The organism is Gordonia sp. NPDC003429 (genome assembly GCF_053588575.1).
Genome location: NZ_JBSFQF010000014.1, coordinates 37611 through 48283, shown reverse-complemented (window position 1 = coordinate 48283; position 10673 = coordinate 37611). Strand labels below are relative to the sequence as shown.

Below are 10673 nucleotides of genomic sequence, written 5' to 3'. Positions count from 1 at the left end.
CGGAGTGAGAATCGACGAGCGCAGCGAGGAGGCTCGGAGCGAGGCGAGCCGGCGCCATACTCCAGCCGGGCGCCGAGTGAGAATCGACGAGCGCAGCGAGGAGGCTCGGAGCGAGGCGAGCCGGCGCCATACTCCAGCCGGGCGCCGAGTGAGAATCGACGAGCGCAGCTTACGATCTCGGGCGTGGGAGTACTGATAGCGGTCGAGGGACTCGACGGGGCCGGCAAGAACACACTGGTCACCGGATTGGTGGATCACCTCCGACGGGAGGAGGTGAGCGTGTCGACGTTCACCTTCCCCCGCTACGACCGCTCGCTGACCGCCGACATCGCAGCACAGGCCCTGCACGGCGAACACGGCGATATGCGCAACAGCGTCTACGGCATGGCTCTGTTGTTCGCGCTCGACCGATTCGATGCGAACGAGGAGATCCGGGCCGCCTGCTACGACTCCGACGTGGTGATCCTCGATCGCTATGTCGCCTCCAACGCCGCCTACAGCGCGGCGCGGCTACATCAGCACGCCGACGGGGAGGTGGTGCGCTGGGTGAGCGACCTGGAGTTCGGCCGCTTCCGCCTGCCCACCCCCGACCACCACATCCTGCTGGGCGTCTCCCCCGACGTGGCGATGAACCGGGCACGGAAGCGCGAATCGGCTGATCCCGGCCGCACCCGCGACGCGTACGAAACCGATACCGCACTTCAGCTCCGGGTGCACGACGCGTATCGAGAACTCGCGGCGGCCGGTTGGGTGAGTCCGTGGATCGAGATCGGCAATACCTCGCCGGAACCGGAAGACCTCGCGCGGCGTCTGATGATCGGGTGACGACCTGACGACCTGACAACCGGCGACGCTGATCGGACATCGATCACGTCATGGACACGTCGCCCGTCGGAATGACCGTTGGGTCATGCCGGAGTCCCTGTTCGTTAGCCTGGATACATCCATCGTCCGCCGAGGAGCGACATGACCTACCCGCCGCCGCCTGACCGCGGCGCCGTCCCGCCGTGGGGCCCGCCAGGCCCGGTTCCCGGCCCACGTCCCGGCCCTCCGCCCGGACCATCCACGCCCCCGGGAGCGGTTCCGCCGCAAACGCAAGGACCTGCGGCACCACCGGGGTACGGCGCGCGCCCGACGGGAATGCCCCCTACGGGAATGCCCCCTACGGGAATGCCCCCGATGCCCGGCCCACCACCGGGCGGGTGGCCGCCGAATGGTGGGCCCCCTTTCGGAGCGCAGGCGTACGGGGGTGGTTTCTCACCGCCGCCGCAACCGCCGCGCCGCAACAAGGGACTCATCGCCGCGGTGGTCACCGGTGTGGTCGCAGTCCTGGCACTCGGTGCGCTGGTGGTTGTGCTGGCGGTCGGCGGAAACTCCGGCTCGCCGGACGCCACAACCGCGGCCAACTCCTCCACGTCGGCCGAATCATCAACGCCCACATCGCAACCCGAGTCCACACCGGATGGCTCCGGGTCCGATGGCTCCGGCGCGGAGGAGTCCTTGCCGGACGATCCGGCAGAGCTGATCGGGATTCGCGACGCCATGCAGAAGTTCATCGACGCGCTGAATACCCGTGACGTCACGCGGATCAAACAGGCTGTGTGCAGCCAGGTCCGGTCGCAGGTGAGCAAAGCGCCCAGCAATCCGGGCAACGTGGTTCTCGAAGGCCTGTTGAACGTCTCCGTCGACGGCACCACCGCTACCTCCCAGGTGCTGACCCACGTCGAACTCGGGCAGCAGCGGTCACAGTCCAAGCAAAGCGAGGAGACCTTCGCCAAGGAAGGCTCCGTCTGGTACGTCTGCCCGGGCACCGAACCGGACATCGGCACCTGACACCGCCATGGGTACCTGAAATCGGTACCTGACGGCCATTGACGACGAGGTCGCCCACGGCAGCGCCGGGGCGACCTCGTCGGTCAACGGTCGGTGACTCAGTAGCGGTAGTGCTCCGGCTTGTACGGGCCCTCGACGTCGACATTGATGTACTCGGCCTGCTCCTTGGTGAGCTTGGTGAGCGTTCCGCCGAGAGCCTCGACGTGGATTCGCGCGACCTTCTCGTCAAGGTGCTTGGGCAGGCGGTAGACCTCGTTGTCGTACTCGTCGTTCTTGGTCCACAGCTCGATCTGGGCGATGACCTGATTGGAGAAGCTGTTGCTCATCACGAACGACGGGTGGCCGGTGGCATTGCCGAGGTTGAGCAGCCGTCCCTCGCTGAGCACGATGATCGAACGACCGTCATCAAAGATCCACTGATCGACCTGCGGCTTGACGGTGATGCGCTTGGCGCCCGATCCCTCGAGGCCGGCCATGTCGATCTCGTTGTCGAAGTGACCGATGTTGCCCAGGATCGCCTGGTTCTTCATCGCACGCATGTGCTCGAGCAGGATGATGTCCTTGTTACCGGTCGAGGTGATCACGATGTCGGCGTTACCGATCGCCTCCTCGACGGTCACCACGTCGAATCCGTCCATGAGTGCCTGCAGGGCATTGATCGGATCGATCTCGGTCACCTGGACGCGGGCACCCTGCCCGGCGAGCGATTCCGCACAACCCTTGCCGACGTCCCCGTAGCCGCAGATCAACACCTTCTTGCCGCCGATCAGCACGTCGGTGCCGCGATTGATGCCGTCGATCAGCGAGTGCCGGGTGCCGTACTTGTTGTCGAACTTGCTCTTGGTGACCGAGTCGTTGACGTTGATCGCCGGGAACGTGAGCTCACCCGCGGCGGCGAACTGGTAGAGCCGCAGCACACCGGTCGTGGTCTCCTCGGTGACTCCCTGCACCGACTCGGCGATGGTCGTCCACTTGGTCTTGTCCTTCTCGAAACCGTCACGCAGGAGTTCCAGGAAGATCTTGTACTCCGCCGAGTCGTCGTCCTCGGCGGGCGGTACCACGCCGGCCTTCTCGAACTGGGCGCCACGCAGCACCAGCATGGTGGCGTCGCCGCCGTCGTCGAGGATCATGTTCGCCGGGCGGCTGCCGGCATCGGAGTCGGGCCAGGTGAGCATCTGCTCGGCGGCCCACCAGTACTCCTCGAGTGTTTCACCCTTCCAGGCGAACACCGGCACACCCTTGGGCTCGTCCGGAGTGCCGTGCGGGCCCACCACCACCGCGGCGGCCGCATGGTCCTGGGTGGAGAAGATGTTGCACGACGCCCAGCGAACCTCGGCGCCGAGGGACACCAGCGTCTCGATGAGGACGGCTGTCTGCACCGTCATGTGCAGCGATCCGGAGATCCGTGCGCCCTTGAGCGGCGCCACGTCGGCATATTCGCGTCGCAGCGACATCAGTCCGGGCATCTCGTTCTCGGCGAGTTCGATCTCCTTGCGGCCGAAGTCGGCGAGCGAGAGGTCGGCCACCTTGTAGTCGATCCCGTTCTTGCTGTCCGCGGTCAGTGCGTCGTGCACCGTCGTCATCAGGTCCCCTTGTCGCGAAGTGATCACCCGGGAGGTTCGAGTCCGCCCGGTGTGCCGGTGGCGTGCGTGATGCTTTGTGCCAGGCTATCGGACCTGATGTGACACCGAACGCCGGGCATGACCGCCCGGTGGGCATGCGATGGCGGCGATCTGCACTACCGGTCGGCTGCGGAACCCTCGGTCGCGGCCTGCGCCGAATCGTCCACCTCGCCGCGCTCTCGCCGACCCACCATCGAGTGCCGCATACCGTAGAGAAGGTAGATCGCCACGCCGATGATCATCCAGACCACGAAGCGAATCCAGGTGAGCGCCGACAGGTTGAGCATCAACCACAGGCACGCGAGAATCGCGAGAACCGGGATCACCGAGCCACCGGGCACGGTGAATCCGCGCGACAGGTCGGGCCGGGTGCGCCGCAGCACGATCACCCCGCCGGAGACCACGACGAAGGCGAACAGGGTGCCGACGTTGACCATCTCTTCGAGTTTGTTGATCGGGAAGAACCCGGCGACCAGCGCAACCACCACACCGATGAGGACGGTCAGCCTCACCGGTGTGCCGAATCTCGGGCTGGTCTTGGCCATCGGCCGCGGCAGCAGACCGTCGCGGCACATGGCGAACAGCACGCGCGACTGCCCGAGCATCAACACCATGACCACGGTGGTGAGTCCGGCCAGCGCACCGATCGCAATGATCTTCTCCGCCCAGGTGACACCGTTGAGCGCGAAGACGTCGGCCAGGTTCTTGGTGTCGCCGCCCTCGCTGGCGAGTTGCTTGTAGTTGGCCATGCCGGTCACCACGATCGTCACGAGCACGTACAGCACGGTGACGATGGCCAGTGATCCGAGAATGCCCCTCGGAACGTCCTTCTTGGGATCGCGGGTCTCCTCGGCGGTGGTCGCGACGACGTCGAAACCGATGAAGGCGAAGAACACGATCGACGCGGCGGCCAGCACTCCGTACCACCCGTAGGAACTGTCGCCGCCACCGGTGATGAGCGAGAACAAGGTGGAATCGACCGACCTGCCTTCTCCCGCAGCGTGTTGGGCGGGCGGCACGAAGGGGCTGAAGTTGGCGGTCTTGACGTAGAAGAAGCCGACGACGATGACGAGCAACACCACGGAGACCTTGATCGCGGTGATGATCGCGCTCACCCGCGACGACAGTTTGGTGCCCAGCACCAGCAGCGTGGTGACTGTCGCGACGATCAGGATGGCGCCCCAGTCGATGGTGAACGAACCCAGACTCACGGTGCCACCGGAGAACCCGAACACGCTGCCGAGGTAGCTCGACCAGCCTTTCGACACCACCGCGGCGCCCACCGCGAACTCCAGGATGAGATCCCAGCCGAGAATCCAGGCGAGGAATTCGCCGAAGGTCGCGTAGCCGAACGTGTAGGCCGAACCGGCGACGGGCACGGTGGAGGCGAACTCGGCGTAGCAGAGGGCGGCGAGCGCGCAGGCGATGGCAGCCATCACGAACGACAGCGAAATCGCCGGTCCCGCTTTGTCTCCGGCGGTCGAGACGGTGATGGTGAAGATACCGGCACCGATCACCACCGAGACACCGAACACGATCAGGTCACGCCAGGTGAGGTCCTTGCGCAGTTGGTGCCCGGGCTCGTCGGTGTCGGACATCGATTGCTCGACGGACTTCGTGCGGGTGAATGCGTTGGCCATCAGCGGTTCTCCTCTGCCTGCCGTTTGCGCGTGGACTCCGTCCGGCTCGTGTGGCTCACGCTACCGACAAGGGTGCGCCGTGCGCGCGGTAATCACCGCGACCCGTCACCGCGATCGATGTCGGGCTCGAGATAGATCACCCTGGCCTGGGGCACTGCCGCGCGGACTCGTTGCTCTGCGGCGTCGATGGCGCGGGCCACATTCGCCACATCGGTGCCGGGCGACACCGCGATCTTCGCCGCAACCAGCATCTCCTCCGGGCCCAGATACTGCGTCTTCATGTGGATGACCCGGTCGACGCCGTCGCCGGCCAGGGCGGCACGCAGCGCGATCTCCTCGTCCTCGGTGGCACCCTCCCCGATGAGCAGGCTCTTCATCTCCACGATCAGCACGATCGCGATGACACCCAGCAACGCACCGATGCACAGTGTGCCGATGCCGTCCCAGATCGCATCGCCGGTGGCCATGGTGAGCCCCACTCCAGCCAGTGCGAGCACGAGGCCGATGAGGGCACCCGAGTCCTCCAGGAGCACCACCGGCAGCTCGGGATTGCGCGAATTGCGGATGAAACGCCACCAGGTGGCCCGGCCCTTGAGCGGACTCGATTCCCGGAACGCGGTGGCAAAGCTGTAGCCCTCCAGACACATCGCCACCACCAGGATGACGATCGCCACCAGCGGCGACTCGAGTTCGTGATCGTGCGCGTGGGTGATCTTCTCGATGCCCTCGTAGATCGCGAACATCGAGCCGAGGGCGAAGATCACCAGAGCCACGATGAAGGAGTAGAAGTAGCGCGACCGGCCGTAGCCGAAGGGGTGGAGCTGATCTGCGGCCTTCCCGGCACGTTTCTGGCCGAGCAACAGCAGACCCTGATTGCTGGTGTCGGCCACCGAGTGCACACCCTCGGCCAGCATCGACGACGAGCCGGTGATGGCGAAACCCACGAACTTCGCAACCGCAATCCCGGCGTTTGCCGTCAGCGCGGCGATGATCGCCTTCTTGGAACCTTCAGCGGACACCGGCTTCCCTTCCGTCCTGAACACCGCTCCCGGGATTCACCCGCAACGCAGCGAGAGTATCCCGGGAGCGGCCCGTGAGGTGGTGGCGGGATGTCAGGCCATGCCCCGGAATCCGCGACCGATGGCACCGTCGAGGTCGGACATGGTGCGCGACGCGTTCGTGACACCGTGGTGGATGCCGAGCAACTGTTCGCGCGACTGGGAGAAGACGCGATCCCAGTTGAGCTGCGCGTCGGAATATGCCGACTTGGCGAGCGGCGAGTGCCAGCTGCCGTCGAGCGACGAGACCTGCTGCTTGAGCTTGTTGGCGAGCTCTTCGAGATGGCTGAACTCGGCCTGCAGGCTTGAGCTCAGGTCACCGAGCGAGGCGAAATCGTATTTGATGCGGTTCGTCATGGACGTCCTTTCGAGTGGGGCGGGTGTGATGGGTCCGGCAGTGATCGGCGCGGTGTCAGAGGCGCAGCGTCGGTCCGCCGGTGTCGAAGCCCGACGCGGCCTGGCCGTCGTGGTCCTCGTATCCGGTGAAGCCACTGGTGAGCTGTGTGCGGATGTCGTTGAGCGCCGAGTTCAACGTCATCGCCGACGAGTTCCAGTCGGTGTGGGTGGTGTCGAAGGCGCTGGACGCCTTACCGCCCCAGTCCGCGACACCATTCGCCGAGGCCCGGCCGATGCGGTTGATCGTCTCCTGCATCTCGTCGACCAGACCTGACACCGACTGCGCAGTGCCGAGTGCGCTGCTGACGTCGATATCGACGGCGCCGCCGCCGCTTCCATCCAGATTCATGTGTTCTCCTCCTGTGTAACGGCACCGCGGTGCGATGCCCCCCGAGCGGTATCCGTGACACAGATACCTCTGACATGTGCGTTGCCGGCGCCGGCGGATGTTCCGCCCGCGCCGACGATCCCCGAGGCCGGTGTCATCGCCACCAGCCTTCGGGCAGGGTCCCGACGAGCAGACCGGTGGCCTGCTCGATGCGATGACCCGTACCCGGCGACAAGGTGGTCCACACCCGGCCGTCGGGAGCTCTGCTGGGGCTGGCGACAACACAGCCCCGGTCGGAGTCGAAGATGCCCACCGCACCCGGCGCCTGCGACAGCGTTGCACCCTCGCGCGAGACCGCGACGATCTCGGTGCGGCGCACCGTATGCGACAACGCCCGCCCCACCGATGCCGCGTCGGCGGCAGACATCCCGAGGGCGTGCAGCACACTCGCGATGTCGTCGGCGCCCCGACACCGTCCGAGACGATCGGCGAGTTCCGCAGTGGGCTGTGCGAGCGTCGTGAATGTGGTTGCGGCGGTGGTCGTGGCGCAGTGTCGGCGAACGATGGCGCCGATCTCCGCGGTGTCGGGGACGTCGACGGGACGCAGCGCCACGGCGTCGCCCTCGCGCTCGGCGAACACGTGGTGGTGCCCGCGCCGGGCGAGTACCGCGCGCATCGTGCCGGCGGCGGTGAACGTCCGGATCTCCAGTTCGCGATCGGGGCGGGCCAGCACCCACAGTGCGGTGGCCAGCCACTGCGGAGGCTCCCCGTCGACGTCGACGAGTCCGAGTCGAGCGAGCTCCTGCTCGGCGAGAACCGCAGACCCATCAGCGGATTCGACGTCGGTGTCGCCGGGCGTCACGTCGAGCACCACGGGCCAGGTGGTCACCCCCGCTCGGCGCCCGGCGTGGCGAAGCGTCGCCACGTTCAGGCGCGCCCCCCGGGTGGTCGTCGACGTCATCGTGCACCTCCCGCACCGAGCCGAAGGGTCTGCTCGAGGTAGGCGGGATCCAGTGTGGCCGAACCCTCCTCGAGTTCCGGACCGTGCCGGACCACCGGACTGTGCGTGGTGACCACGTCGGCCCAGGTGCTCGGTGCGGCCTCGGGTGCTCCGGCCAAGGAGTCGGAGGTGCCGTCGGCGCAGTGCCCACTCGCGGACGCGTCGGCCCCCGACTGTTGCCGGGCCGGCGTCCGCTCGGTCATCGCAGCGCCGGGATGTACCGGCGGCGGCAGGGTGGGATCGCTCGCGGGCACCGACGGTGTGGGTTGGCCGGGGATGAGGGGCGCCGGCCGGGCGCTCGAGGCCAGCACGGTGGGCGCGTAAACGGACTTCGCCGCCGGCGGAGCCGAGAACGCCGCGAACGGCAGACCGGGTATCGGCGCGGCGGATGCCGGTGTGGGGGTGGGGGCGGCGGGCGCTACCGACGGCTGGGCCGCGGAACGGGCTGCGGCTTGCTCGGCACGCAGCGCGGCATCCGAGACGATCAGTGGCGACGGGCGCGCCGGGTGCCACGGCGCGGCCACCGGCTCGGTGGCGTGCTCGTAGGTGTCCATCACGCGTGCCGCTCGCATCCGTTGATCGTGGAGTGCGCGTTCGGCGTGCGCAGCCGCCCCGGTCAACACGGGGGCCACCGCGCTGACGCTCACCGCCAGGTCACGCAGATGCTCGGTGAGATCGACCTCGGCCGAGTTCGGCATGGCCAGCCGGGCGACCGTGTTCGCGGCGGCCTGCGCCTCGGCGCGCGACGCGTTCGCCGTCGCATCGGCGGCGGTGTCGGCGAACCAGGTGACGAGCTCGGCAAGATGTTCCAGCGCGGTGGGTGCGTGAGTGGATTGCCAGTGGACTCCCAGCCGCGCAAGCACGGCGGCGTACTGCGCACCGATGTCCGCGAGCTCGGCTGCCAGTGCGGCCCAGGAGATTCCCGCTTCGGCGAGCGGCGCCGGCCCAGCGCCCGCGGAGAGGTCGGCGACCAGACGCTCGGTGGTACGGGCGTCCCATACGATGCCGGTGAAGCCGGTCATGTCGATCTCCTTCCCGGATGCGGTGGGTGGGTGCGGACGTGGTGGGGCGGTGACGGTCAGGCGCGCAGGCTCGCGGCCGCCTCGGTGTCGGCGTCGTCGATTCCCTTGGCCTGCGCGCGCAGGGTGGCGGCGATCTTGCGGAGCTCGTGGACGCCGGTCGCGGTGTCACCGGCGAATCCCGCGGCCACGGTGGTGAAGGTGCGGGCCGCGGTCTGCGACACCTCGTCGCGTCCCGCCTCGGATACGTCCAGGGACGCGCGGGCATCGGCGAGCACACGTTCGAGCCGGTCGGCGAGGCGGTCGAGATCACCTGCAGCCGTGGATATCTGAGCGGGGTCGACGTCGAGATGCGATTCGTGGGCCATGGGATTCTCCTGCCGGATCGGGGTGAAGTAGACGGGGACGGTATGAGTCGCCGAAGAAGTCAGGTGGTGAGGTCGGGAGCGGGCACGCCCAGGCGCAATTCGATGTCGGGCGCGGGTGCGGGCGCGGCGGGCTGGTCGTCACCGAGAACCGGAGGTGCGACACCGCCGACCTCACCGACCACCTGCTGGCCGTTGTCCTCGGTCACCAGGTAGTCGGGGATCTCATGGTGCTCGTCGGCCGCACCGGCCCCGCGCGCGGCGCCCGCCGCCCCCGCCATCGGCGCCATGGAGGCGGGCATCGTCGCGGGCGCGGCGGTGACAGCCGTTTTGGTGGCCGTCCCCGGAACGTAACCGGCGGGTTCGGTGGTTCCGGGCACCGGCATCGACGCGCGGGCCGGCCCGAGAGGCGTTGCCATGGGACCGATGCCGCCGGGCATCGGTGCGCCGCCGAGGCTTGCCGGGCTGGTGGCGCCGGGACTCGGCCCGGTGTGATCGGGGTCGTCGACCCGTTCGGGATGCGCCATCCGGGCGGGTTCGATATCGGGAATCTCCTTGTCCTGCAGGGTCAGCATCTTCTGCACCGGCGTCGAGAGCGTCGAGGGCAACTCGGCGGCCGTGGTCAACACCGGCGAGACCGCCTGCAAGATGGTGCTGGCCATCGCGAACGGAGACTGGGTTGTGGGGGCCGTTGCGGTCGTGGGGGCGCTGGTCACCGCGACCGGTGCACCGTTGACGGTCATCGACGTGGTGGGTCCGAGGAGCTGCGCGCGGGTCACGGCGACTGCGGTGGTCGCCTCCGCGAGTCCCTCGTTGGCAAAGAGCACCGCGGCCCCCTGACCGACAGGGGTGAGCAGACCCGGCCCGATCACGAGGACCTTGCCGATGGTCGCCGCGATGATCGCCTGCACTGTCGCCAGACCGGTGGCGACGATGCCGGCCGCGGCCTGGATGTTGAACGAGATGCCGCTGCCCTGCCCCGACAGCGCCGCACTGTTCGCACCCGCCTCGGTGGTCTTGGCCGCCGCCGAGACCGAGGCCTGCCCGGTCCAGAGTTTGTCGAGCGCCTCGAGTGCGCCCTGACTCATCGACAGCGAGGTCTCGAGCACCTTCGACAGGCCCTCGAAGACCATCGACGGGTCGAATCCCGCCGTCGACAGGTCACCGGTGCCGAATCCGCCGAGCAGATCGGTCAACGGCTTGAACAGCATCGCGAGATCGATCGTCGGCAGCGGGGGCAGTCCCGGCAGTGGGGGCAGGGGCGGAAGTTGTGGCAGTGGCGGCAGACCCAGTCCCGCGAGTATCTCGCCGACCGGCTGATCCAGGATGGGACCGAGCGGGGTGGCGTCGATCATCTCCTGCACCGACATGTCGGTGAGCGCCGGGACCGCAGGACCGACGCTGTGCTGTGT

Annotated in this window: 11 protein-coding genes; 2 read left to right on the top strand and 9 right to left on the bottom strand. The window is 67.8% G+C overall.

Annotated elements, in window-relative coordinates; all coding sequences use genetic code 11:
• The first annotated feature begins 183 nt into the window (after positions 1–183).
• On the top strand, positions 184–825 hold the full coding sequence (locus ACWDSI_RS16185; RefSeq protein WP_449757170.1) for a dTMP kinase: 642 nt from the start codon (positions 184–186) through the stop codon (positions 823–825).
• Positions 826–1179: 354 nt separating this feature from the next.
• Positions 1180–1833, top strand: a complete 654-nt coding sequence (locus ACWDSI_RS16180; protein WP_449757169.1) for a hypothetical protein — start codon at positions 1180–1182, stop codon at positions 1831–1833.
• A 98-nt stretch (positions 1834–1931) separates the two neighbouring features.
• Here the strand turns inward: ACWDSI_RS16180 and ahcY are convergent, their stop codons facing one another.
• The 9 genes from ahcY to ACWDSI_RS16135 all read right to left on the bottom strand — a co-directional run bounded on the left by ahcY (position 1932) and on the right by ACWDSI_RS16135 (position 10631).
• Positions 1932–3416 (bottom strand): adenosylhomocysteinase, encoded by a 1485-nt coding sequence (ahcY, locus tag ACWDSI_RS16175; protein WP_449757168.1) that lies wholly within the window; start codon positions 3414–3416, stop codon positions 1932–1934.
• 155 nt (positions 3417–3571) lie between these two features.
• Entirely contained in the window at positions 3572–5095 is a 1524-nt protein-coding gene (locus ACWDSI_RS16170) for an amino acid permease (protein WP_449757167.1), read from the bottom strand.
• Positions 5096–5187: 92 nt separating this feature from the next.
• Positions 5188–6114 (bottom strand): cation diffusion facilitator family transporter, encoded by a 927-nt coding sequence (locus ACWDSI_RS16165; protein ID WP_449745403.1) that lies wholly within the window; start codon positions 6112–6114, stop codon positions 5188–5190.
• Positions 6115–6207: 93 nt separating this feature from the next.
• The gene (locus tag ACWDSI_RS16160) at positions 6208–6510 is read right to left on the bottom strand and encodes a WXG100 family type VII secretion target (protein WP_449745404.1); all 303 of its coding nucleotides are present in this window, start codon (positions 6508–6510) and stop codon (positions 6208–6210) included.
• Between the two features lie 55 nt (positions 6511–6565).
• On the bottom strand, positions 6566–6898 hold the full coding sequence (locus ACWDSI_RS16155) for a WXG100 family type VII secretion target (protein WP_449745405.1): 333 nt from the start codon (positions 6896–6898) through the stop codon (positions 6566–6568).
• Between the two features lie 133 nt (positions 6899–7031).
• Positions 7032–7838 (bottom strand): ESX secretion-associated protein EspG, encoded by an 807-nt coding sequence (locus ACWDSI_RS16150; RefSeq protein WP_449757166.1) that lies wholly within the window; start codon positions 7836–7838, stop codon positions 7032–7034.
• Complete coding sequence (locus ACWDSI_RS16145; RefSeq protein WP_449757165.1) at positions 7835–8899, bottom strand: PPE domain-containing protein; 1065 nt, start codon at positions 8897–8899, stop codon at positions 7835–7837. The genes ACWDSI_RS16150 and ACWDSI_RS16145 overlap by 4 nt, the downstream gene beginning before the upstream one ends.
• 56 nt (positions 8900–8955) lie before the next feature.
• Positions 8956–9264 (bottom strand): PE family protein, encoded by a 309-nt coding sequence (locus ACWDSI_RS16140; RefSeq protein ID WP_449757164.1) that lies wholly within the window; start codon positions 9262–9264, stop codon positions 8956–8958.
• Between the two features lie 59 nt (positions 9265–9323).
• Positions 9324–10631: a hypothetical protein gene (locus tag ACWDSI_RS16135; RefSeq protein ID WP_449757181.1), complete on the bottom strand. Its 1308-nt coding sequence runs from the start codon at positions 10629–10631 to the stop codon at positions 9324–9326.
• Positions 10632–10673 lie beyond the last annotated feature (42 nt).

What these genes read in the sequence shown, in the direction of transcription:
- ACWDSI_RS16140 (WP_449757164.1), bottom strand. Translation starts at nt 9,264, where the DNA reads ATGGCCCACGAATCGCATCTCGACGTCGACCCCGCTCAGATATCCACG.
- ACWDSI_RS16155 (WP_449745405.1), bottom strand. Translation starts at nt 6,898, where the DNA reads ATGAATCTGGATGGAAGCGGCGGCGGCGCCGTCGATATCGACGTCAGC.
- ACWDSI_RS16135 (WP_449757181.1), bottom strand. Translation starts at nt 10,631, where the DNA reads ATGTCGGTGCAGGAGATGATCGACGCCACCCCGCTCGGTCCCATCCTG.
- ACWDSI_RS16170 (WP_449757167.1), bottom strand. Translation starts at nt 5,095, where the DNA reads ATGGCCAACGCATTCACCCGCACGAAGTCCGTCGAGCAATCGATGTCC.
- ahcY (WP_449757168.1), bottom strand. Translation starts at nt 3,416, where the DNA reads ATGACGACGGTGCACGACGCACTGACCGCGGACAGCAAGAACGGGATC.
- ACWDSI_RS16160 (WP_449745404.1), bottom strand. Translation starts at nt 6,510, where the DNA reads ATGACGAACCGCATCAAATACGATTTCGCCTCGCTCGGTGACCTGAGC.
- ACWDSI_RS16180 (WP_449757169.1), top strand. Translation starts at nt 1,180, where the DNA reads ATGCCCGGCCCACCACCGGGCGGGTGGCCGCCGAATGGTGGGCCCCCT.
- ACWDSI_RS16145 (WP_449757165.1), bottom strand. Translation starts at nt 8,899, where the DNA reads ATGACCGGCTTCACCGGCATCGTATGGGACGCCCGTACCACCGAGCGT.
- ACWDSI_RS16150 (WP_449757166.1), bottom strand. Translation starts at nt 7,838, where the DNA reads ATGACGTCGACGACCACCCGGGGGGCGCGCCTGAACGTGGCGACGCTT.